The organism is Kushneria sp. Sum13, from assembly GCF_052692355.1.
The window spans coordinates 2,380,727-2,402,310 of record NZ_CP199847.1 but is presented as its reverse complement, the minus strand read 5'-3'; the positions used below and the strand labels follow the sequence as shown (position 1 = coordinate 2,402,310).

19 protein-coding genes, 3 tRNA genes and 1 pseudogene are annotated in these 21,584 nt (G+C 59.8%); 20 read left to right on the top strand and 3 right to left on the bottom strand.

The annotated features are described in order from the left end of the window. Window positions 1-75 precede the first annotated feature (75 nt). The 10 genes and pseudogenes from pqqB to ACUN8C_RS11220 all read left to right on the top strand — a co-directional run bounded on the left by pqqB (window position 76) and on the right by ACUN8C_RS11220 (window position 6,703). Window positions 76-1,005, top strand: coding sequence for a pyrroloquinoline quinone biosynthesis protein PqqB (gene pqqB / locus ACUN8C_RS11265; protein WP_445619299.1), 930 nt, complete (start codon window positions 76-78; stop codon window positions 1,003-1,005). Continuing rightward, window positions 1,002-1,784 carry a pyrroloquinoline-quinone synthase PqqC gene (gene pqqC, locus ACUN8C_RS11260; protein WP_445619298.1) on the top strand — a complete coding sequence of 261 codons (783 nt, stop codon included), beginning with the start codon at window positions 1,002-1,004 and terminating at the stop codon, window positions 1,782-1,784. The genes pqqB and pqqC overlap by 4 nt, the downstream gene beginning before the upstream one ends. Continuing rightward, window positions 1,781-2,068, top strand: a complete 288-nt coding sequence (pqqD, locus tag ACUN8C_RS11255; RefSeq protein ID WP_445619297.1) for a pyrroloquinoline quinone biosynthesis peptide chaperone PqqD — start codon at window positions 1,781-1,783, stop codon at window positions 2,066-2,068. The genes pqqC and pqqD overlap by 4 nt, the downstream gene beginning before the upstream one ends. Next, complete coding sequence (pqqE, locus tag ACUN8C_RS11250; protein ID WP_445619296.1) at window positions 2,065-3,186, top strand: pyrroloquinoline quinone biosynthesis protein PqqE; 1,122 nt, start codon at window positions 2,065-2,067, stop codon at window positions 3,184-3,186. Before pqqD ends, pqqE begins: the two co-directional genes overlap by 4 nt. A 114-nt stretch (window positions 3,187-3,300) precedes the next feature. Then, window positions 3,301-4,185 carry a segregation and condensation protein A gene (locus tag ACUN8C_RS11245; RefSeq protein WP_445619295.1) on the top strand — a complete coding sequence of 295 codons (885 nt, stop codon included), beginning with the start codon at window positions 3,301-3,303 and terminating at the stop codon, window positions 4,183-4,185. Beyond that, entirely contained in the window at window positions 4,182-5,150 is a 969-nt protein-coding gene (gene scpB / locus ACUN8C_RS11240; protein WP_445619294.1) for an SMC-Scp complex subunit ScpB, read from the top strand. Before ACUN8C_RS11245 ends, scpB begins: the two co-directional genes overlap by 4 nt. Window positions 5,151-5,158: 8 nt before the next feature. After that, window positions 5,159-5,995 (top strand): annotated as a pseudogene (gene rluB / locus ACUN8C_RS11235) (23S rRNA pseudouridine(2605) synthase RluB); the annotation flags it as partial. Window positions 5,996-6,386: 391 nt separating this feature from the next. Continuing rightward, a tRNA-Lys gene (locus tag ACUN8C_RS11230) sits at window positions 6,387-6,461 on the top strand. A gap of 46 nt (window positions 6,462-6,507) precedes the next feature. Beyond that, a tRNA-Lys gene (locus ACUN8C_RS11225) sits at window positions 6,508-6,582 on the top strand. Between the two features lie 46 nt (window positions 6,583-6,628). Further along, window positions 6,629-6,703 (top strand) — tRNA-Lys (locus ACUN8C_RS11220). A 78-nt stretch (window positions 6,704-6,781) separates the two neighbouring features. Here ACUN8C_RS11220 and ACUN8C_RS11215 read toward each other — a convergent pair. Beyond that, the gene (locus ACUN8C_RS11215) at window positions 6,782-8,233 is read right to left on the bottom strand and encodes a M48 family metalloprotease (RefSeq protein WP_445619293.1); all 1,452 of its coding nucleotides are present in this window, start codon (window positions 8,231-8,233) and stop codon (window positions 6,782-6,784) included. A gap of 137 nt (window positions 8,234-8,370) precedes the next feature. Between ACUN8C_RS11215 and ACUN8C_RS11210 the strand changes: the two genes are divergently transcribed. Both ACUN8C_RS11210 and ACUN8C_RS11205 read left to right on the top strand, forming a co-directional pair. Then, window positions 8,371-8,634, top strand: a complete 264-nt coding sequence (locus ACUN8C_RS11210; RefSeq protein WP_445619292.1) for a sulfurtransferase TusA family protein — start codon at window positions 8,371-8,373, stop codon at window positions 8,632-8,634. A 43-nt stretch (window positions 8,635-8,677) separates the two neighbouring features. After that, window positions 8,678-9,769, top strand: a complete 1,092-nt coding sequence (locus ACUN8C_RS11205) for an AI-2E family transporter (protein WP_445621855.1) — start codon at window positions 8,678-8,680, stop codon at window positions 9,767-9,769. 86 nt (window positions 9,770-9,855) lie between these two features. On the opposite strand, the gene ACUN8C_RS11200 is transcribed toward ACUN8C_RS11205, so the two are convergent. Continuing rightward, complete coding sequence (locus tag ACUN8C_RS11200; RefSeq protein WP_445619291.1) at window positions 9,856-10,332, bottom strand: peroxiredoxin; 477 nt, start codon at window positions 10,330-10,332, stop codon at window positions 9,856-9,858. Window positions 10,333-10,647: 315 nt separating this feature from the next. Here ACUN8C_RS11200 and dapA point away from each other — a divergent pair, with 315 nt between their 5' ends. The 4 genes from dapA to purC all read left to right on the top strand — a co-directional run bounded on the left by dapA (window position 10,648) and on the right by purC (window position 14,032). Then, window positions 10,648-11,532: a 4-hydroxy-tetrahydrodipicolinate synthase gene (dapA, locus tag ACUN8C_RS11195; protein WP_445621854.1), complete on the top strand. Its 885-nt coding sequence runs from the start codon at window positions 10,648-10,650 to the stop codon at window positions 11,530-11,532. After that, the gene (bamC, locus tag ACUN8C_RS11190; protein ID WP_445619290.1) at window positions 11,529-12,461 is read left to right on the top strand and encodes an outer membrane protein assembly factor BamC; all 933 of its coding nucleotides are present in this window, start codon (window positions 11,529-11,531) and stop codon (window positions 12,459-12,461) included. The genes dapA and bamC overlap by 4 nt, the downstream gene beginning before the upstream one ends. Continuing rightward, window positions 12,461-13,222, top strand: coding sequence for an MBL fold metallo-hydrolase (locus ACUN8C_RS11185; RefSeq protein WP_445619289.1), 762 nt, complete (start codon window positions 12,461-12,463; stop codon window positions 13,220-13,222). The genes bamC and ACUN8C_RS11185 overlap by 1 nt, the downstream gene beginning before the upstream one ends. 84 nt (window positions 13,223-13,306) lie before the next feature. Beyond that, the gene (gene purC / locus ACUN8C_RS11180) at window positions 13,307-14,032 is read left to right on the top strand and encodes a phosphoribosylaminoimidazolesuccinocarboxamide synthase (RefSeq protein ID WP_445619288.1); all 726 of its coding nucleotides are present in this window, start codon (window positions 13,307-13,309) and stop codon (window positions 14,030-14,032) included. A gap of 66 nt (window positions 14,033-14,098) precedes the next feature. Here purC and tsaA read toward each other — a convergent pair whose 3' ends face one another. Then, complete coding sequence (gene tsaA, locus ACUN8C_RS11175; protein WP_445619287.1) at window positions 14,099-14,857, bottom strand: tRNA (N6-threonylcarbamoyladenosine(37)-N6)-methyltransferase TrmO; 759 nt, start codon at window positions 14,855-14,857, stop codon at window positions 14,099-14,101. A gap of 172 nt (window positions 14,858-15,029) precedes the next feature. Between tsaA and ACUN8C_RS11170 the strand changes: the two genes are divergently transcribed. The 4 genes from ACUN8C_RS11170 (at window position 15,030) to aceF (ending at window position 21,468) form a co-directional block, all read left to right on the top strand. Then, entirely contained in the window at window positions 15,030-15,527 is a 498-nt protein-coding gene (locus ACUN8C_RS11170; RefSeq protein WP_445619286.1) for a hypothetical protein, read from the top strand. Window positions 15,528-15,563: 36 nt separating this feature from the next. Next, window positions 15,564-16,100, top strand: a complete 537-nt coding sequence (ampD, locus tag ACUN8C_RS11165; RefSeq protein WP_445619285.1) for a 1,6-anhydro-N-acetylmuramyl-L-alanine amidase AmpD — start codon at window positions 15,564-15,566, stop codon at window positions 16,098-16,100. A 437-nt stretch (window positions 16,101-16,537) separates the two neighbouring features. After that, window positions 16,538-19,219: a pyruvate dehydrogenase (acetyl-transferring), homodimeric type gene (aceE, locus tag ACUN8C_RS11160; RefSeq protein WP_445619284.1), complete on the top strand. Its 2,682-nt coding sequence runs from the start codon at window positions 16,538-16,540 to the stop codon at window positions 19,217-19,219. Window positions 19,220-19,302: 83 nt separating this feature from the next. Further along, window positions 19,303-21,468: a pyruvate dehydrogenase complex dihydrolipoyllysine-residue acetyltransferase gene (aceF, locus tag ACUN8C_RS11155; protein ID WP_445619283.1), complete on the top strand. Its 2,166-nt coding sequence runs from the start codon at window positions 19,303-19,305 to the stop codon at window positions 21,466-21,468. Window positions 21,469-21,584: the final 116 nt, after the last annotated feature.

The window sequence follows — 21,584 nt, the reverse complement described above, 5'->3', positions numbered from 1 at the left end:
CCACCCCCGAAGTCAACGAAATCAGTGCTGGTATGGAAGCCAGTGTTTATCTGCCTGCCGAGATTGAAATCGACATTGAAGAGTGACAACGACAGGGCGCGGCGTTTGCGCGTTCGCGTACTGGGGGCAGCCGCCGGTGGCGGCCTGCCTCAATGGAACTGCCGCTGCAGCGTATGCCGCCTTGCCCGCACCGAACCCCAGCGTGTTGTCCCCCGGACACAGTCGTCGATTGCCGTTTCCGTCGATGGCGAACACTGGGCGCTGATCAACTGCGCACCGGAAGTACTTGCCCAGCTGCAACGTGAACCAGCGCTTCAGCCCCGGGGCGATGATCGTCATACGCCGATCCAGTCGATTCTGGTCACCAATGGTGACGTTGATCACGTGGCGGGGCTTTTGAGCCTGCGCGAGCGCTCCCCGTTTCGACTGTATGCCACGCCCGAGATTCATGGCGTGCTGCGTGATAACCCGATTTTCAACGTGCTCGCCCCGGACTGCGTCCAGCGCTGTGATGTCGCACTTGATAGCCGCATCGAGCTGCTGCCGGGCCTCATGGCCACCGTGTTCGCCGTGCCCGGCAAGACCGCGCTCTATCTGGAAGGCGATCAGGTGGATATCGGTGCCGAGGGCGAATCGACCGTGGGGGTCGAGTTCGAGCTGGACGGTCAGCGACTGTATTACATCCCCGGCTGCGCCACGGTCACGCCGCGTCTGGCGGACCGGCTCGACGGCGCTGCGGCGCTGCTCTTTGATGGCACCCTGTGGCGCGATGATGAAATGATTCTTGCCGGTGTCGGTCACAAGACCGGTCAGCGCATGGGTCATATGTCGATGTCAGGAGAGGCCGGCAGCATGACGGCCCTGTCCGACGTTGCCATCGACCGACGCATCTTTATTCACATCAACAACACCAACCCCGTTTTGATCGAGGACAGCCCCGAGCGCCGCGAGGCCGAAGACGCCGGTTGGGAGATCGCCTTTGACGGCATGGAGATCACACCGTGAGTTCGCACCAGGCACCGTTGACTGAAGTGACTGAACCGATGAGTGCCGAGGCGCTGGAAGCGCGTCTGCGCGAGATTGGTGAGGCGCGCTATCACCATCGCCATCCGTTTCAGCTCGCCCTGCAGGGGGGAGAGCTCGATCGCTGTCAGGTGCGCGCCTGGGCGCTCAATCGCTATTACTATCAGGCCATGATCCCCATCAAGGATGCCACCCTGATGGCGCGCCTTGATGACCCGGACTGGCGCCGCGAGTGGCGCAGCCGGCTGGTCGATCACGATGGGGAGGCGCCCGGTGAGGGCGGTATCGAGCGCTGGCTGAAGCTCACCGACGGGCTGGGGCTTGAGCGCGGGATGGTGCGCTCGACCCGGTTGATTCTGCCGGCAACCCGCTTTGCCGTTGAGGCCTACACGCATTTCGTGCGCGATCGCACGCTGCTGGAGGCGGTAGCGTCCTCGTTGACCGAGCTGTTCTCGCCAAAGGTCATCGGGTCGCGTGTGTCGGGCATGCTCGAGCACTACGATTTTGTGTCCGAGGAAACACTGGATTATTTCCGGCCGCGCCTGACCCAGGCGCCTCACGATGCCGAGCGGGCGCTGGCCTATGTGCGCGAGCACGCTCTGCGCGCCGATCAACAGCAGGCCGTGCTGGAGGCGCTGGTGTTCAAGTGCGATGTGCTCTGGACGATGCTGGACGCGCTACAGCATGCCTATGTCGAAGGCCATCGCCCACCGGGCGCCTGGGATGGCAAAAGCGGTCTGGTTGCAGGAGCCACGCCTTGAGCAAAACGCTTGACGATAACGCCGTGGTACGCCTGCCGCGCGGCGTACGCATGCGCGAGGATGCCGCTCGCGGCGGCTGGGTACTGTTGGCACCAGAGCGCATCTTTCAGCTTGATGCGATCGCGCATGCGATCATGACCCACGTTGACGGCGAGCGCACCGCGTCGCAGATCGTCGACGTGCTGGTCGCTGATTATGATGCCGAGCGGCGCCAGATTCGCCATGACGTGCTGGCGCTGTTTCATGCCCTGATCGATCGTGGCGTGCTGGAGGTGATCTCATGAGCGATATGCCGCAAGCCGAAACGACTGCCGCACCGCCCATGGGACTGCTGGCGGAGCTGACCCATCGCTGTCCGCTGCAGTGTCCCTATTGTTCCAACCCGGTTGAGCTCGAGCGTCGCAGTGACGAGCTGGATACTGCCGGCTGGCAGCGTGTGCTGCGCGAAGCATCGGCGCTGGGCGTGTTGCAGGTGCATCTCTCCGGCGGTGAGCCGGCCGCCCGGCCGGATCTGGTCGAGCTGGTCGAGACCTGTGCCCGGGAAGGCCTCTATTCCAATCTGATTACCGCTGGCGTCAGCATTACGCCGGAGCGGCTGGCCGCGCTGGACGCCGCCGGGCTGGATCACGTTCAGCTCTCCTTTCAGGGCGCCGATGATGTCGTCACCGAGCATGTTTCGGGGATGCGCGGGGCGTTCGACAAAAAGTGCGCCTTTGCCGGTGAGGTAAGTGCGCGCGGGCTGCCCCTGACACTCAACGTGGTGCTGCACCGGGCCAATATCCATCAGGTCGATGACTTTATCGAACTGGCGCTCAGGCTTGGCGCCGAGCGTCTGGAGCTGGCGCATGCCCAGTATTACGGCTGGGCACTGCGCAATCGCGGAGCGCTGATGCCAAAAAGGGCAGATGTGATGACGGCGCTGAGAACGGTCGAGGCTGCCAGGGGGCGGTTGAAGGGACGCCTGGCGATCGATTCGGTCGTGCCGGACTATTACGCCCACTTTCCCAAGCCCTGCATGAATGGCTGGGGACAGCAAACGATCAACGTCACCCCTTCGGGTCTGGGACTACCGTGTCACGCGGCGCAAACGATTCCGGGGCTTGAGTTCTGGAACGTTCGTGAGCATGGCCTCTCGGACATCTGGTACCACTCGCCGGCGTTCAATGCCTTTCGCGGGACCGACTTTCTACCCGAAACGTGTCAGAGCTGTGATCGACTCGACATCGATCATGGCGGCTGTCGCTGTCAGGCAATGATGATGACCGGTGACGCTCGCCAGATGGATCCGGTATGCCAGCACTCGCCCTGGCATGAAGATATCCAGACGCTGACGCTGGAAGAAGCCGGGCGCGACGAGCCGTTTGCCTATCGGCGCTTTGCGAAAACCGCACGGCCCGCCTGAGCAACGCAGCCTTGGGCCATTGACCCGAGAAGCAGGATGCAGATGCTTGAAACGGGGCGGCCTGATAAACTTGCGCAACGCCCCGTATCATTTTGAGCCTTCACGTCGTATTCCATGACCCAGTCCGGTGATCTTCACAGCCCGACCCCCGAGGCTGCCCCTGCCGTCATGGTCGGCGGTCAGCCGCTGCATGAGATGCCGGAGGATCTTTATATTCCGCCGGAGGCGCTGCGGGTCTTTCTGGAAACCTTCGAGGGGCCGCTGGATCTGTTGTTGTATCTGATTCGGCGTCAGAATCTCGATATTCTGGCCGTCAACGTGGCGGCCGTCACCCGTCAGTACATCGAATATGTCGAGCTCATGAAGGTCAGCGGTATCGATCTGGCGGCCGAGTACCTGCTGATGGCCGCCATGCTGGCCGAGATCAAGTCGCGCACGCTGTTGCCGCGCCCGCCTCGTGCCAGCGAGGAGGATGACGAGGAAGATCCAACGGCGGCGCTGGTGCGGCGCCTGCAGGAGTACGAGCAGATCAAGCTGGCCGCCCAGGCCATTGATGAATTGCCGCGTCAGGGACGTGACTGGTATCAGGCCGAGGTCGGCCTGCCAGTGCTGCAGCCTCGCGTGCAGCATCCGGATGTCGAGCTTTCAGAGCTGCTGGGGGCGCTGTCGAGTCTAATGCAGCGCGCCGATTTCAAGCAGGAGCATCAGATTACCCGAGAGGTGCTCTCGACCCGCGAGCGGATGATGGCCATTCTTGAGCGCATCAACGAGGAACAGTTCACCGCGTTTGAAGCGCTCTTTGATCCCGAAGAAGGCAAGGCCGGGATCGTGGTGACCTTTATGGCCATTCTGGAACTAAGCAAGGAGCGATTGATCGAAATCGTACAGAACGCGCCGCTGTCGCCCATTCACGTACGGGGTCGGGTGCAGCAGCCCGATAGCGAGGAAGACGCCCTCGAGCAGCCGTTCGAGACCGACGAGCAGGCGGGGATGTCATGACGCCGCCGCTGGATCATATTCTTGAAGGCGTGCTGCTGGCCGCCGGCGAGCCGCTGACGCTCGAGCGCCTCGAGGTCGTCTTCGATGATAACGAGCGTCCGGGCCGTCGGGCGCTGCGGGACGCGCTGGCAGTGCTGGACGCGCGACTGACACAGAGTGCCCTGGTGCTTGAGGAAACGGCGTCCGGGTTTCGTCTTCGCGTGCGCGACGGGCTTTCTCCCTGGGTCTCACGCCTTTGGGATGAGCGCCCGCAGCGCTATTCGCGCGCCCTGCTGGAGACGCTGGCCCTGATTGCCTATCGTCAACCGGTTACGCGCGCCGATATCGAGGACGTGCGAGGGGTCTCGGTCAGTGCCTCGATCATGCGTACCCTTATAGAGCGCGGCTGGGTGCGGGTGGTCGGGCATCGCGATGTGCCCGGGCGCCCGGCGGTGTATGCCACCACCAGAAGCTTTCTTGACGATTTCGGACTGCGTACGCTGGATGCACTGCCGCCGATCAGTGCGGTAAAAGAGGGAGAAACCGTTGACTGGCTCGAACAGCTCACGCCCAATGCACATACGTCCGCCTCGGTAGACCCATCAGATTCCTCGATGACCACCGTTGGCGCGTTGTCAGGCAATGAAGACGACGCTGCTGGTGAAAAAGCCGATGGCGAAGAGGCGGGCAATGAGGACAGGGAAGAGACTGACAGTGACGATAGTGCCAGCGCCGGCACTGTCAACGAAGACGCTGCCGAGGACGGCAGCAGCAACACCGAGGATGCGCTGACCGATTCGCCCGCAGGCGAGCAGGCGCCATCCGAACGCTCGTCGATTGAGACGCCGATGCTTTCACGTCAGAGCCCGAGTCTTGATGATATCGGTCAACGACTGGCCGAGCGGCTGCGCGACAGGGCAGACCGCGACGGCCCGGATGCTGGGCCCGATGAGAAATCGACGCAAACCAGTTACCCAGAAGATTGAGACTTCGCATGAACACTGAAAAGCTGCAAAAAGTACTGGCCCGTGCCGGGCTGGGATCACGGCGCGAAATGGAAGCCGCCATCGGCGCCGGACGCATCAAGGTCAACGGTGAAACGGCCAAACTGGGCGATCGCATCTCCGAGGATGCCCGGGTGACCGTGGATGGCCGTCCGGTCACGCTGAAGTCGAGTGAGGCATCGTCGCGTCGCGTCATCATGTACAACAAGCCGGAAGGGGAGCTTTGTACGCGTCGCGACCCTGAAGGCCGTCGCACCGTGTTCGAACACCTGCCGCGCCTGTCCGGAGAGCGCTGGATTGCCATCGGTCGACTGGACATCAACACCAGCGGTCTGCTGCTGTTTACCACCGATGGAGAACTGGCCAATCGCCTGATGCACCCTTCGATGCAGATCGAGCGCGAGTATGCCGTGCGGGTCATGGGCGATGTGACCATGGAACATGTTCGTGCCATGGTCGATGGTGTGATGCTCGAAGACGGGCCGGCACGTTTTACCGACGTTCAGGAGTTCGGTGGCGAGGGCATCAACACCTGGTTCCATGTGGTCATCATGGAAGGGCGCAACCGGGAAGTGCGCAGGCTCTGGGAATCTCAGGGACTGACGGTCAGCCGCCTCAAGCGGGTTCGTTACGGCAGCGTCTTTCTGGATAAGCGTGCGCGGGCCGGTGAGTGGACCGAGCTTACCCAGCAGGAAGTCGATGACCTCTCCGTGCTTGCCGAGCTTGAAAAGCGCAAGGTGCCGGCGCTGACACCCGATGAAAAAAACCGCTGGAACCGCGACAAGAACAAGCGTCGTCCCGTACGCGGCGTCAAGTCGCCGGAAGCGGCGCGCAGCGATGCTCAGGAAGGCACACCTCGTCAGGGCAGTACGTCTCGTCGCCAGGACAGTACGTCTCGTCACCAGGACAGTACGCCTCAGCGTCAGGAAAGCGCGCCCCGCCGCAGTGAGCGCCGTGATGAAGTGCGGCCGATGTCGCCCCGCGAGAAGCGCAACGAAAAGCGCAGCGACCTTGGGAACTGGAGCTCTACCGCCCCGACAGGCAATCGTCGTCCGGCCGGCAACAGTGACAAGGGGCAGGAACGCCGAGGCAGCCATCAGAAGGGTGGCGCGGGTGCACCGCAGGGTCGCAAGGGTAGTGGGCGTCGTTAACGCAAAGGTTATGCAATAGGCGCTTGCATCGCGAATGCTTTCAAAGTAGTATTTGCGCCCGTCGAGCGGGTCGTTAGCTCAGTGGTAGAGCAGTTGGCTTTTAACCAATTGGTCGTAGGTTCGAATCCTACACGACCCACCATATCGACAGAAATAATGGCATGTTTGTGATTGTCGGCAGAATTGTCGGGTCGTTAGCTCAGTGGTAGAGCAGTTGGCTTTTAACCAATTGGTCGTAGGTTCGAATCCTACACGACCCACCACAAGCATTGTCATTGTTTTGGGCTTCACATTGGATGTCTGATTTCCGGGTCGTTAGCTCAGTGGTAGAGCAGTTGGCTTTTAACCAATTGGTCGTAGGTTCGAATCCTACACGACCCACCAGTTTTGAAAACGCCTCATCCCCGCAAGGGGATGAGGCGTTTTTGCATGCGTCCGTGACCTGAAAATCGATCTGTCGGGTTAGCGAAATTTCTCCAGCGTCTCCTGATACTGTTTGAAATCCTTGCGCCGTTCTCGAATGCGGCTGGTCAGGGCGTAATCACCGTTTTGCTGCGACGCTTTCTCTGCCAGCGTCAGCTGCTCCAGTCCGCCGTCGATGTCGCCCTTGAGCTGAAGCTGTTCGGCCAGCGCCAGATGACCCCAGTCGTCGCGATTGCTGCGCCCGGCCGCTTCACTGAGCAGGTTCCATACATCCGGGTCCTCGGCGTGGGTATCGGCCAGCGTTCGCAGGCTGCGAAAGGCCGTCGCCGGGTTAATGCCCAGCTGGGCCTCGGCCTGAATGATCTGCGCCGGATAGTAGTCGGGCGTCAGGCGCAAAATACGTTCACAGCGACGAATGGCGTCTTCGCGGCGGCCGGCATCGAGTGCGGCATCGGCGGCACTGGCCGCCAGCGTCAGAACATCTGGCGCCTCGCGGGCAAGCTGATCAAACGCTGCCAGCGCCTGATCGGTGCGCTGGTTAACGCTGTCATTCAGGGCATCGAGATAGCGCAGGGCAATCGGGTGGGCATTGTCCTGTTCAAGTCGGGTGCGTACAAACCCCGGGTCGCTCATGTTCATTGCCAGCATGGCGCGAGCCCGGATCAGGTCATACTCGGGGCCCGGGTCGCTGATCTTGCCGGTGCGATATTGCTGGGCCAGGCTGGTGGTGTTGCTCAGCCGTGAGTCGGTCATGGGGTGGGTGAGCAAAAATTCGGGCGGGGTGTTGCCCTGCATGCTCGACAGCCGCTGCATGGTGGCAAACATGCGCGGCATGGCCATGGGATCCATGTTGGAGCGCGCCATGGCCTGCAGACCGACCCGGTCGGCTTCCTGCTCATAGCGGCGCGAATAGCTCAGCTGGCTCTGCATGGCGGCGGCCTGGGTGCCTGCCATGGTGGCAACGCCCAGGTTGCCACCGCCGCCGGCAGCCAGCACCATGCCGGCCAGCATGGCAGCCATGGTAGGCAGCTGGGTGCGTTCGTTGCGCGCCATTTCACGGGCAAAGTGATGCTGGGACAGATGGCCCATTTCATGGGCAAGGACCGAGGCAAACGCGTCCTGGTCGGGCGCGTAGGCAAATAGCCCCGTATTGATGCCAATGACCCCGCCGGGAACGGCAAAGGCGTTCAGCGTTCGGCTCGAGACCAGTGTGACCACAGGAGTGACATCATCAAGCTGGCTGTTGGGCAAAAGCCTTGCGATCAGCGAGTTGAGATAGTCCTGCGTGATGGGGTCGCGCCATTGTCCGACGTGAGCACGAAATTCTCGCAGCCAGGCCCGTCCGAGGCGAAACTCTTCCTGACTGCTGTAGCTTCCGGACGCGTCTCCCAGCGTGGGGAGCTGGCCGGCCAGTGATGTCACCGATGAGGTGGCCGTGCCAAGCAGCAGGGCAGCTGTAATAATGCATCGAAAACGCGTACGCCTTGACATGGCATGCTTACCGGATGGCGATGGAGACATGAAAGGGCAGAAGTGACTGTCTGTTTGCAACAGGCAGCAATGGTTGCCGGTAACATCAAGTTGCCTTTAAATCGTGCCGATTACAACCAGCAGAGGAGCCAGTAGCGTTGGAAAATCTTGATGACATCAAGCAGATGGAGCAGGCCGCCGATCATGTGCTGGATGCCCGCGGACTTGACTGTCCGATGCCGCTTTTGAAAGCGCGTCAGGCGCTGGCCGCGTTGAAGGAGGGCCAGCATCTGCACGTCATCTGTACCGATCCCGGCTCGTGGCGTGATTTTGAAAGTTTTGTGGCGCATACGGCACACCAGCTTGCTGCGCGCCGACATGATGATGACACCTGGCACTACGTATTGATCAAGGGATGCTGATGCCCGCGCCCGCTGGATGGACCCTTATGGTGACAATAACTTGATGACCTTTAAAAAGCTCTGGAACCATTTCATGGAGCGCTACCTCTCGGATGAGGAAGCGGTCACCCTGGGCGCGCTGCTGGTGTTGGGATTTGCCATCATCATCTTTTTCGGTGGCATGCTGGCGCCGTTTCTGACAGCGCTCGTCTTTGCCTTTTTGCTGCAGGGTGTGGTGCGCTGGCTCGAACGGCTGGGGCTGTCACGACTGCCTGCCGTCTGCCTGGTGCTTTTGATGTTTGTCGGGGCGATGCTCTTTTTTGCCCTGATCATTTTTCCGATGGTGTGGGATCAGTTTGCCCGTCTGGTGCAGGGGCTGCCGGCCATCCTGTATCGCAGCCAGGAGCTTTTAAGCGATCTGCAGGCGCGCTACCCCAGTATCGTGACACCCGACCAGGTGCAGCACCTGATCAACACGGCCAGTCAGGAGGCCACGCAGCTGGGGCGGCGGGTGGTCAGCCTGTCCTTGAGTTCGCTGGCCGGTGTGCTCGGTGTCATCATTTATCTGGTGCTGGTGCCGATCCTGGTCTTTTTCATGCTCAAGGATCGTGAGCGTCTGATCGGCTTTTTTCTGTCGCTGCTGCCCAAAAAACGCCTTTTGATGACGCGGGTCTGGTGTGAAATGGATGCTCAGATTGCCAACTTCATTCGTGGCAAGTTCATCGAAATCATGATTGTGGGCGTGGTGTCCTTTTTTACCTTCTGGGCGCTGGGGTTACCCTATGCGGTACTGCTGGGGATCGTGGTAGGGCTTTCCGTGCTGGTGCCCTACATCGGGGCGGCAGCGGCCACGCTGCCGGTGGCTGCTTCGGCCGGGCTCCACTTTGGGTTTGATGAGCAGTTTATGTATGTGCTGTTGGCCTATGCCATCATTCAGGCGCTGGATGGCAACGTTCTGGTCACTCTGCTGTTTTCGGAAGTCGTCAATCTACACCCGGTGGCGATTATTCTGGCCGTGCTCTTTTTTGGCGGCATCTGGGGCTTCTGGGGCATCTTTTTCGCCATTCCGCTGGCCACGCTGATCAAGTCCCTCATGTTTGCCTGGCCGCGTGGCGCCAGTGCGCTACGCAAGGAAGGCTCTGCCGCCGTCGAATAACCTCGATGGCCCTGCAGGCATGCAGGGCCATCATGGCCTGGCGTTCAGCGTTCAGCGTTCAGCGTTCAGCGTTCAGCGTTCAGCGTTCAGCGTTCAGCGTTCAAGGCCTGGGCCGCAGCCAGCACTTCGTCGACATGGCCTGCTACCTTGACCTTGCGCCAGAGCGCTGCAACGTTGCCCTCCCGGTCGATCAGGAAGGTACTACGCTCGATACCTTCATGCTCCTTGCCGTAAAGTTTCTTGAGTTTGATGACATCAAACGCTCTGCACAGGGTTTCCTCCGGGTCACTGACCAGCTCAAAGGGGAATCCCTGCTTTTCCTTGAAGTTTTCATGTCGGCGCAGCGAATCACGCGACACGCCGAACACACGCGTATTGGCCTGTTCAAAGGCCGCCATGCGGTCGCGAAAATCCTGCCCCTCTGTTGTACAGCCCGGTGTGGCATCCTTTGGATAGAAATAAAGCACAACCTGCTCTCCCTTGAAGGCAGCCGGGTTGAAGCCTGTTTCGCCGGTAGCCTCCAGCGTGATGTCCGGGGCGGGCGTGCCGAGGGTGATGCTCATGTCAGTGCTCCCTGAAGATAAAACGCATGGCCGTTCTTCGGCCATCCTGAAGCGGGGGATGGCGCCAGCGGTACGGCGCCAGACGAGACTTGTGACAATAACCGAGACTGCGGGTGAAATCAGCCGCTCGCGGGACGAGGGCGCGTTTTCCTGCCTGGCTGTGTCTGTACAGCATGGGGTGCGCCGAGTACCATCGTCAGCCTGATGACCGACCCCGAGTGTTCTGCCCGGCAGGCAGACAATACCGGCACAGGTCTGTACCGGCGGCCATGACAGGGCCGCTTTCAAATGAATTCAAAGCAAGAGGTTGGCGGGATGATCACTGGCAGCATGGTCGCTCTGGCGACGCCCATGAAAGCCTATGGGGCCATCGACTGGGACGCCCTCAGGCGTCTTGTAAGCTGGCATCTCGAGCACGGCACTGATGCCATCGTGGCGGCCGGTACCACCGGTGAGCCCACTACCATGAGCGTTGCCGAACACTTCGATGTGATTCGCACGGTCGTTGAAACGGTTAATGGCCGCGTTCCCGTAATTGCAGGTACCGGCGCCAATGCCACGGCAGAAGCCGTTGAGCTTGCACGCTATGCAAGGGACGTAGGTGCCGACTATTGCCTGTCGGTGACGCCCTATTACAACCGTCCAACCCAGGAAGGGCTGTATCAGCACTTCAAGGCCGTGGCACAGGCCTGCGATCTGCCGGTCATCATGTACAACGTGCCCAGTCGTACCGGTGTGGATCTCTACAACGAGACCACACAGCGTCTTGCATCGATCGACAACATCATTGGCCTCAAGGATGCAACCGGTAACCTTGAGCGTGCCGAGGATCTGATCGAGCGCCTCAAGGGGCGTGATTTTGCGCTGTACTCCGGTGATGATCCGACGGCCTGCGAATTCATGCTTGCCGGCGGGCATGGTGCCATCTCGGTATCGGCCAATGTGGCGCCGCGTGCCATGCACGATCTTTGCACCGCTGCCACTGGTGGCGACTACGATCGTGCCCACCAGATCAATACCCGACTGATGCCGCTGCATTCGGTACTGGGTATCGAGGCCAACCCGATTCCGGTCAAGTGGGCGCTCAATCAAATGGGTCTGATGGAAAACGGCATTCGCCTGCCCCTGACCTGGCTTTCCGAAAAATACCAATCCACCGTAGCCGAGGCGCTGCAGCTGGCCGGAGTGATGGATCAATGAGCAAGACACGCTGGATGATGGTGACGCCACTGTTGCTCGTGATGGGAGGCTGTGGCAGTGGCTATTACCATGACCGTAACAGCGAGTATGCCGACGCCGAAATGACGTCGCCGCTGGAGCTTCCGGCCTCGCGTGACCAGACGCGCTATCAGGATGCGATGCCGGTACCGCAGGCCTCCAACGATTTTATCAAGGATCGTGACGGCTACGAGCCGCCGCGTCCGCAGACCCTGTCGACCAGCGACCGTGACACGCGGTTTGTCGAGCCCCGCCAGGCCGACGGCAATCGCTGGCTGGTGGTCAGCGCCGCCCCCGGTGCCATCTGGCCAAGGCTTCAGGAATTCGTGCGTGCCAACGGCTATCAGGTACAAAACATCGACGGCAATACTGGTCAGATCACGACCGATCGTGGCGTGTTGTCAGTGCGTCAGGGTATTCGCAACAACACCACGGATGTCTATTGTCAGCAGGGCGGCAATAGCGTGGAAGCCTGTCTGAACCAGGTCAGTCAGTATCTGTCTTCCAGCGCGCCGCAAAGCGGTGTTTCTCTGGTGGCGCAGAACCTGTCACGCAATGACCGGGTTCGCCTGGAAAGCCGTGATGACAACTGGCGTCTGGCGTTGGCCCTTGATTTTCCGCGCGCCTGGGCAGAGCTTGCCTGGCAGCTGGAGAACAATTACGAGACCCCCAATCGCCATCTGATCGATCAAAATCGCAGCGAGCGTGTCTTTACCGTGGAATATACGGTCAAGGGCGAGGGCAGCTGGATTCCCTTCCGGGGCAGCAGCGATGAAACGCAGCAGTATCTGCTGCATCTCTCGCCGTCGGACAGCGCCACCTACGTCAGTGTGACCGACAGTGACGGCAAGCCGGTCGATCAGCAAAGGGCCCATGACCTGCTTGACGGTGTGGCCTCGATTTTGCGCTGATGCGATTTGCATCGCTGGGAAGCGGCAGTCGCGGCAATGCCACGCTGGTCAGCAGTGCCGGAACCACGGTGCTGGTGGACTGCGGCTTTGGCATCCGTGAAGCGATCAGGCGCATGCAGACACTTGCCATGGATCCGGCCACGCTGGCCGGTATCCTGGTCACGCATGAGCATATCGATCATGTTCGCGGTGTGTTTGCCCTGGCACGCCGGTTTGGCCTGACGGTCTATCTGACGGTCGGAACCTGGCTGTCACTCAAGCCTGATCCGTCCATCAGTGTGGTGCTGATCACGCCGGAAGATACCCTGAGTATCGGTGATTTCGACATTACGCCGGTGACCGTGCCTCATGATGCACGCGAGCCGGTGCAATACCTGATACAGGCCGGTGAGCATCGGCTGGGTCTTCTGACCGACCTTGGCGTGGTCACACCGCACGTGATCAAGCGCTATGACCAGTGCGATGCACTGTTTATCGAATGCAACCATGATTCACGCATGCTGGACTACGGCCCCTATCCGCCGAGTCTCAAGCGTCGCGTCAGCGGCAGGCTGGGCCATCTGTCCAATCGTCAGGCCGCAGAGTTTTTGCAGACGCTGGGCACTGATCGTCTGCAGCGACTGGTTGCGTCGCATCTGTCAGAGAAGAATAATCTGCCCGAGCTTGCCTTTGAGGCGTTAAGGCCCTTGCTGGATAACGATGAGTCGCGGCTGGTCATTGCCCAGCAGGGGCGCACCGTTGACTGGCAGTCGGTCAGCTGATGCAACGACATGACGGGCATGGCAGGCAGCCAACGTCAGCCCGTTTCTTTTCTATCACCCTCTGATTCCCTGCCGGAGACTTTCGTGGAAAAACGCCAGGAACTTTATGCGGGCAAGGCCAAGTCCGTATTTGAAACCGATGATCCTGATCGCCTGATCCTTGAGTTTCGTGACGACACCAGTGCCTTTGACGGCAAGAAGGTCGAGCAGCTCGCGCGCAAGGGCCGCGTCAATAACCGCTTCAATGCCTTCATCATGGATGCCCTGAAAGAGGCGGGTATTCCGGTTCATTTTGAACGGCTGCGCTCGGATACCGAGTGTGAGGTCAAGCGCTTGACCATGATGCCGGTAGAGTGTGTGGTGCGAAACATCGCGGCCGGTGGGCTGTGTCGTCGTCTGGGGGTGGAAGAGGGGATTGCGCTTGAGCCGCCGACCTTTGAGCTCTTTCTCAAAAATGACGAGAAGGGCGACCCGATGATCAATGAGTCGCTGGCCGAAACCTTTGGCTGGGCGCGTCGTGAACATCTGGTGCGCGCACGCGAGCTGACCTTCCGGATCAACGACATTCTTCAAAAACTCTTTTTGAAGGGCAATCTGCTGCTGGTGGATTACAAGCTTGAATTCGGTCTGTTCAATGGCGAAGTGATGCTGGGTGACGAGTTTTCGCCCGATGGCTGTCGCCTGTGGGATGCCACCACTCGTGAGAAGATGGACAAGGACCGCTTCCGCCAGGGGCTGGGGGGTGTGATCGAGGCCTATGAAGAGGTTGGCCGCCGCATCGGCATCGATTTTGACCAGGCCATCGACTGACCAGCGTTGATACGGGCGGCGACCCGGAATTGATACGGGCGGCGACGAGGTATCGTCGCTGCCCTGTCAGCTGATTTTAACAAGCCTGTCGACCACGATGATGCTGTCATGATCAGGGCCGCTGGCAGGCGCGTTTGCTTCGACATGAAAGCGAACGTCCAGATCATGAAGGCGCACGCCATAGCTTCGCTCATCCGGCTTGTGGCGACGATAGGCCGGTCGCGGGTCCTGCGACAGTACCTCGCGGATCAGTGCCGCAAGATCTTCCCCGTCAGAACGCGCGTTTAGCGCGCGCTGGCAATCATCGCTCAGCCGGACCTCAAGAAGCGGCGGCGGCTCGGGCGCAAAGCCGGCTCTGGCCTCAATGGCGCTGTCGGCCCAGGGCAGATAGGGTTTGATATCCACGACCGGCGTGGTGTCCACCAGGTCATGGCTCCGCAGTATCAGGGCGGGCGTCGGGGTATATTCGATGCCGGCCAGTTCGACCAGTGACAGGCCCAGCCGGTTGGGTCGATGGGTCGAGCGTGAGGCGAACACGCCGATTCTGGTATTGCCACCCAGCCGTGGCGGGCGAATCAGCGGCGTCCATCGTTCGGGGCTTTGATGAAAGATGAAGCTGATCCAGAGGTGGCTGAACTGTTCGAGTCCGCGCACGCAGTCGGGATGATCAAACGGCGCCTTGAGTCGAAGGATGGCCGTGGCACCCGGTGCCAGTCCAGGCTGGCGTGGGATACCAAACTTGTCCGGATAGCAGCTTTCGATGGTGCCGATGATATCAAGCGTCATCGTGGCGCTGATGGGAGAAGACGTATCATGTGTGGTCATGGGCTGATTATGCCATTCGGGCGTGCCGGCGACATCCTGTCATCAAGGGGTGATGACCGGTGCGGATGTCTGGCCCGGGCCGGGATAAATGACGCCACCCTGATGTCCAACGACCATCGGCACCCGTGACCCGAGGCAGGTGCGTGCAGCATTGAGGCAAGGATAAACCAACATGACGGATCACAACGGCGCTGCTTTTGACACGCCGATGCTTTTTACCGAGAAGAAAATCAACACCACGCTTTTGGGCGTGGCCTTTGCCTTCTCGGTGGCCGGCGGTATTACCCTGCTGGTACATGCCTGGCAAACGGAGCGCCTCTGGCCGGTAGGGCCCATTGGGCTTGCCCTGATCGCCTGGGGACTTCTGGTCGGTAACAATCTGGCCGTACGCAGGCGGCTGTCGCCCGTGCTCAGACTGGAGGCGCAGTGCCTGAGCTACATTGGAGGGCCGGCCTGGAAGCCGCGCATGGTGTCGATCAATTTTCGTGACATTACTCATGTCGACAAGGTTCGCAACAGCGGCATCACGCTGCATGTTCAGCAGGAGCGCCGAGCCAGACTTGTGCCGATCGGGCTTTTATCAAAGCGGGACAGGGAAGCCTTTCTTCATGGCTTTCATGCGCGCTGTGACGCGACCCCAACCCTGCAGGTTTCTGCGCAGGGCTCTTGATGATCAGGCTCATGACCTCTGACAGGATGCCCCGGCATGATCGTTGACCATTATCTTTCCGATGCCCGGCGCGTCGATTCCCCCAATGCCGATGCCCGCCCCTTAAGCGAAATTTCGCTGGTCGTACTGCACTCGATCAGTCTGCCGCCGGGTCAGTTCGGTGGGGATGAGGTCGAGGCGCTTTTCACCAATCGCCTGGACTGGGACGCACATCCCTTTTTTCAGTCAATCCGCGGGCTTCGGGTCTCGGCGCATCTGCTGATTCGCCGTGATGGCAGCTGCGTGCAGTTTGTACCCTTCGACCGACGTGCCTGGCATGCCGGTCGCTCCCGCTGGCAGGGCCGTCAGGCACTCAACGATTTTAGTATCGGCATCGAGCTTGAGGGGGACGCACGCCCCTTTACCCATGCTCAGTACCACTGCCTGGCCCGTGTGCTGACGGCGCTTGAAGCGTCCTATCCCCACATTAATGCCTGCGAGAGGGTGACCCACGAGCAGGTGGCGCCCCTTCGCAAGACCGATCCGGGGCCGAGTTTTGATCATCAGTATCTCGCAGGGCTCATGGCCGACTGACGTGGGCAGGCGCACGCATCATCGGGTGCATGGATCATGCAAAGTGACGTGACTATTCTGGCAAAATACCCGATAGCATCCGTTGTACTGAGCGGACATGTATCGACGAGGGCCTGCCCGGTGTGAGCGGCCGGAGGCATGCCATGCCTGTCACGTCCGGAGACGTTAATTGGCATGACTTCATGTTTGCGGTATCTTCGTCGTCCAATCAGAGCGCCCATGTTCGAGTGTTGCCTGTTTCGTTGATGGCTAACGAGTCGGAATCCGTTGCAGTGTCCCTATGGCTATCCGCGCCGGCGACTGCACGCCCGATGCCATCGTTTGACGTATCCGGAAACCATGGCCCCTGTAAATATCGGGTGCCTACCCCCGCCTTGAAAGCGCCAGAGGCTCCAAAAGGGCCCGCTGACAACTTATCTTCATTCGGAGAGACGTCTATGAGTCTGGAGGCAAGAGAAGATCACGATCCGATCGAGACAAGGGAGTGGTTGGAAGCCCTGACATCGGTAGTGGATCGTGAAGGTGAGGAGCGTGCTCAGTATATTCTGAGCCGTCTGGCTGATCGCTTGCGCCGTGATGGCAAGCTGCCGCCGTTCTCCGTGAACACGCCTCATCGCAATACCATTCCTGTTCATCGTGAGGCAAAGCTGCCCGGCGACATGTTCATGGAGCGCAAGATCCGCTCCGCGATCCGCTGGAACAGCGTGGCGCAGGTCATTCGCGCCAACAAGAAAAACAAGGGAGTGGGTGGCCACCTGGCCAGCTACATGTCCTGTTCCGTGCTTTATGAAGTGGGTTTCAACCATTTCTTCCGCGCTGACAGCGATGAGCAAAAGGGCGACCTGGTCTATATCCAGGGCCATGTGACGCCTGGTATCTATGCCCGCTCCTTTCTCGAAGGCCGTCTGACCGAAGAGCAGCTTGATACCTTCCGCCAGGAAGCGCTGTCCGAAGGTCTGTCCTCCTATCCTCACCCTTATCTGATGCCGGACTACTGGCAGTTCCCGACCGTGTCGATGGGACTGGGGCCGATTCAGGCCATCTATCAGGCGCACGTCATGAAGTACATGAACGCGCGTGGGCTGGCGGACATGGGCGATCGCAAGGTCTGGGCCTTTTTGGGTGATGGCGAATGCGACGAGCCGGAATCGCTCGGTGCGCTGAACCTGGCCAGCCGTGAAAAGCTCGACAACCTGATTTTTGTCATCAACTGCAACCTGCAGCGCCTGGACGGCCCGGTACGGGGTAACGGTCGCATCATGGACGAGCTGGAAGGCATGTTCCGCGGTGCCGGCTGGAACGTCATCAAGGTGGTCTGGGGTGGTCTCTGGGACCCGCTGTTCGAGCAGGACAGCAAGGGCATCATGCAAAAGCGCATGGATGAGGCCGTCGACGGCGAGTATCAGAACTTCAAGGCCCGTGGCGGCGCTTATACCCGCGAGAACTTCTTCGGCAAGTACCCGGAAACGACCGAAATGGTCAAGGACTACTCCGATGAGGACATCTATCGCCTCAATCGCGGTGGCCATGACCCGCAGAAGATGTATGCGGCCTACCATGAAGCGGTGAACAATGCCGGCGGACGACCCACGGTCGTACTGGCGCACACCGTCAAGGGTTACGGCATGGGCGGCGGCAGCGGTGAAGCCGACATGGAAGCTCATCAGATCAAGTCGATGGAAACCGATGCCCTCAAGGTCATGCGTGACCGTTTTGGCATTCCGGTCTCCGACAAGCAGCTTGAAGAGGGTATTCCCTATTACAAGCCGGATGACGATAGCCCCGAAATGCGCTATCTGCATCAAAGGCGCAAGCAGCTGGGTGGTTACCTGCCGGCGCGCAAAAACGATTTCGAGCCCATCGAGATTCCGGGACTGGATGACAAGATGTTTGCGTCCCAGACCAAGGGATCAGGCGATCGTGAAGTCTCCACCACCATGTCGTTTGTGCGTGTGCTCAATGGTCTGGTGAAAAACAAGCAGTTCGGCCAGCAGGTGGTGCCCATCATTCCCGATGAGGCGCGCACGTTCGGCATGGAAGGCATGTTCCGCCAGATCGGTATCTATGCGGCAGAAGGTCAGAAGTACGAGCCGATGGATACCGGCCAGATCATGTATTACCGCGAGGATCAGAAGGGTCAGATCCTTGAGGAAGGCATCAACGAGGCCGGTTCCATGGCGGCCTGGATCGCCGCGGCAACGTCCTATGCCAACCATCATGTGCCGCTGCTGCCGTTTTACATCTATTACTCGATGTTTGGCTATCAGCGCGTCGGTGATCTGGTATGGGCAGCGGGCGACCTGCAGGCACGTGGCTTCATGGTCGGCGGTACTGCCGGACGTACCACCATCAACGGTGAAGGTCTGCAGCACCAGGATGGCCACAGCCATATCCTGATGTCCACAGTGCCCAACTGTCGTGCCTACGATCCCTGCTATGGCCATGAACTGGCGGTCATCATGCAGGACGGTCTCAAGCGCATGTATCAGGACCGCGAAAGCTGCTTCTACTACCTGACGGTCATGAACGAAAACTATGTTCATCCCGAGATGCCGGCAGGCAGCGAGGAAGGCATTATTCGTGGCATGTATCTGCTTCAGGAAGGCGAGAGCGACAAGAAGCAGCCGCGTGTACAGCTGCTGGGCAGCGGCACCATCCTGCGTGAAGTAGAAGCCGCCGCCGAGCTTTTGCGTGATGACTTCAATGTGACCGCCGATGTCTGGAGCGTGACCAGCTTCAATGAGCTGCGTCGTGAAGCGCTGGAGTATGATCGTCAGCAGTTCCTCAACCCTGAAGGCGAGCAGCAAAAGCCGTGGGTCACGAGCTGTCTGGAAGGTCGCGACGGGCCGGTCATTGCCTCCACGGACTACATGAAGCTCTATGCTGATCAGGTGCGTGCGTGGGTACCGTCTGACTTCCACGTTCTGGGCACCGATGGTTTCGGCCGCTCGGACACGCGTGAGCATCTGCGTCGTTTCTTCGAAGTCGATCGCTACTTTGTCACCGTACTGGCGCTGCGCGCGCTGGCCAATCGTGGCGAGATCGATGCCAAAGTCGTCAGTGACGCGATGAAAAAATATGACATCGACCCCAGCAAACCCAATCCGCTGGTGAGCTGAGGCGCCTGTCTCACAAAAGTGCCGCCGGGTGAGTGACACGCTCACCCGGCTCGGGCAACGGCCAGGTGATAAGGAGCGCGACCTTGAGTAGTGAAATCATTAAGGTACCCGACATCGGGGGCAGCGAGGGCGTCGAGATCATTGAGATCTCCGTCCAGGCCGGCGATATGATCGAAGCTGAAGACACCATGATCGTGCTGGAATCCGACAAGGCCAGCATGGACATCCCCGCACCGAAGGCCGGCAAGGTCAGGAAGGTACTGGTCAGCGAAGGGGACAAGGTATCCGAAGGCGACGACATTCTCGAGCTTGAATCCGAGGGTGACGGCGACGCTGAAGAAGGCGATGACGAGGCAGACGAGAGCGGTGATGACACGTCATCGGTCAAGGACAGCCGCAATGCCGAACATCTGGAAGAAGAGGCGCAAGCCGGCGAATCCGATGTTGAAGAAGAGAAAAAGCCGAAGAAATCCTCCGGCGGCAAGCGCACGGTAGAAGTGCGTGTTCCGGACATTGGTGGCAGCGAGAACGTTGAAATCATCGAGATCGCGGTCAGCGAAGGCGATGAGATCAGTGAAGAAGATGCCCTGATTACGCTGGAGTCCGACAAGGCCTCGATGGATGTGCCCAGCCCCTATAGCGGCAAGCTGGTCTCTCTGGAGCTCAAGGAAGGCGATACCGTCTCCGAGGGCGACCTGATCGGTACCATGGAGATTGCCGGCGAAGGTGATGATGACGCCGACGACGATACCTCCGAAGACGATACCTCTGAAGACGATAGTGCCGACCATGAGGAAGAGGCCGAGGCTACCGACGACGAAAGCGAAGACGACGTCGAGGAAAGCGACGGCGGTCGTCAGGAGCTGCGGGTTCCGGACATCGGCGGCAGCGACAACGTTGAAATCATCGAAGTCTCGATCAGTGAAGGCGATGAGGTCAACGAAGAAGATGCGCTGATCACGCTGGAGTCCGACAAGGCCTCCATGGACATTCCCAGCCCCTTCAAGGGCAAGATTGTGGAAGTCAGCGTCAAGGAAGGCGATACCGTTTCCGAAGGCGACCTGATCGGCTATATCGAAGTGGCCGGCAGCAAGTCCAAAGGCTCGTCCAAAAAGTCTTCAGGCGACAAGGCTGATTCGAAGAAAAAGTCCGACGATTCGGCCAAAAAATCATCTGATTCAAAGCGCAAGTCCAGCAGCTCGAAAGAGAGCGGCAAGCAGGATGTGCCGGACAGCAAAGCGAAGAAGGATGAGGGCAGCTACGGCGGTGAGCCCGGTCCCGAGGCTCGTCGCAAGCAGGGCGAAAGTACTTCCGGCAGCAGCGTTCATGCCGGTCCTGCTGTTCGTCTGATGGCACGTGAGCTGGGCGTTGAACTTTCCGACGTCAAGGCCAGCGGTCCGAAGGGGCGCGTGCTGAAAGAAGACGTGGATGCCTTCGTCAAGCAGGTCATGGCCGATCGCAAAAAGGGTGGCGGTGCTTCCGCTCAGTCCTCTGCGCCGGCGCAGGGCGGTGCCGGTATTCCGCCGATCCCGGCCATCGATTTCAGCCAGTTCGGTGAGATCGAAGAGAAGCCGATGGGTCGTCTGATGAAGGCGGGTGCGACCAACCTGCATCGCAGCTGGCTCAACGTGCCGCATGTGACCCAGTTCGATGAGGCCGACATCACCGAGCTTGAAGCCTTCCGCAAGGCGATGAAGGACGAGGCTGCACAGCAGGGCGCGAAGCTGACGCCGCTGCCGTTCATGATCAAGGCGGCCGCGCACGCACTGGCGAAGTATCCGCAGTTCAATGTGTCGCTGCACCCGGATGGCGACAAGCTGATCCAGAAGAAGTATTTCAACATTGGTGTGGCGGTGGATACGCCCAACGGGCTGATGGTGCCGGTGATCCGCAACGTGGATCAAAAGGGCATTGTCGAGCTGGCAAAGGAAGTGATCGACCTGGCCGGTCGGGCTCAGGAAGGCAAGCTCAAGCGCGAAGAGATGCAGGGTGGCTGCTTTACCATCTCAAGTCTCGGTTCGATTGGCGGTACGGCGTTTACGCCCATCGTCAATGCGCCTGAAGTCGCCATTCTGGGGGTTTCGAAATCGCAGATGAAGCCGGTATGGAACGGCAGCGAGTTCAAGCCGCGACTGATGTGTCCGCTGTCGCTGTCCTATGACCACCGTGCGGTTAACGGTGCCGATGCAGCACGCTTTACGGCGTATCTGGCAGCGATTCTGACCGATATTCGTCGACTGACCATGTAACGGTTGACAGTATCAAGGGGCGGCTCTTCGGGGCCGCCCTTTTTGTAAGTGTGCAGTGGGTCGGCGTCGTCAATATGTCGCAGAGTCGTCGACTTCACTTGTGCCTGCAGGGTGCC

What these genes read in the sequence shown, in the direction of transcription:
- scpB (WP_445619294.1), top strand. Translation starts at nt 4,182, where the DNA reads ATGACGCCGCCGCTGGATCATATTCTTGAAGGCGTGCTGCTGGCCGCC.
- tsaA (WP_445619287.1), bottom strand. Translation starts at nt 14,857, where the DNA reads ATGACCACACATGATACGTCTTCTCCCATCAGCGCCACGATGACGCTT.
- ACUN8C_RS11215 (WP_445619293.1), bottom strand. Translation starts at nt 8,233, where the DNA reads ATGTCAAGGCGTACGCGTTTTCGATGCATTATTACAGCTGCCCTGCTG.
- aceE (WP_445619284.1), top strand. Translation starts at nt 16,538, where the DNA reads ATGAGTCTGGAGGCAAGAGAAGATCACGATCCGATCGAGACAAGGGAG.
- ACUN8C_RS11245 (WP_445619295.1), top strand. Translation starts at nt 3,301, where the DNA reads ATGACCCAGTCCGGTGATCTTCACAGCCCGACCCCCGAGGCTGCCCCT.
- dapA (WP_445621854.1), top strand. Translation starts at nt 10,648, where the DNA reads ATGATCACTGGCAGCATGGTCGCTCTGGCGACGCCCATGAAAGCCTAT.
- ACUN8C_RS11205 (WP_445621855.1), top strand. Translation starts at nt 8,678, where the DNA reads ATGACCTTTAAAAAGCTCTGGAACCATTTCATGGAGCGCTACCTCTCG.
- ACUN8C_RS11185 (WP_445619289.1), top strand. Translation starts at nt 12,461, where the DNA reads ATGCGATTTGCATCGCTGGGAAGCGGCAGTCGCGGCAATGCCACGCTG.
- pqqE (WP_445619296.1), top strand. Translation starts at nt 2,065, where the DNA reads ATGAGCGATATGCCGCAAGCCGAAACGACTGCCGCACCGCCCATGGGA.
- ACUN8C_RS11200 (WP_445619291.1), bottom strand. Translation starts at nt 10,332, where the DNA reads ATGAGCATCACCCTCGGCACGCCCGCCCCGGACATCACGCTGGAGGCT.
- bamC (WP_445619290.1), top strand. Translation starts at nt 11,529, where the DNA reads ATGAGCAAGACACGCTGGATGATGGTGACGCCACTGTTGCTCGTGATG.
- ACUN8C_RS11170 (WP_445619286.1), top strand. Translation starts at nt 15,030, where the DNA reads ATGACGGATCACAACGGCGCTGCTTTTGACACGCCGATGCTTTTTACC.
- ampD (WP_445619285.1), top strand. Translation starts at nt 15,564, where the DNA reads ATGATCGTTGACCATTATCTTTCCGATGCCCGGCGCGTCGATTCCCCC.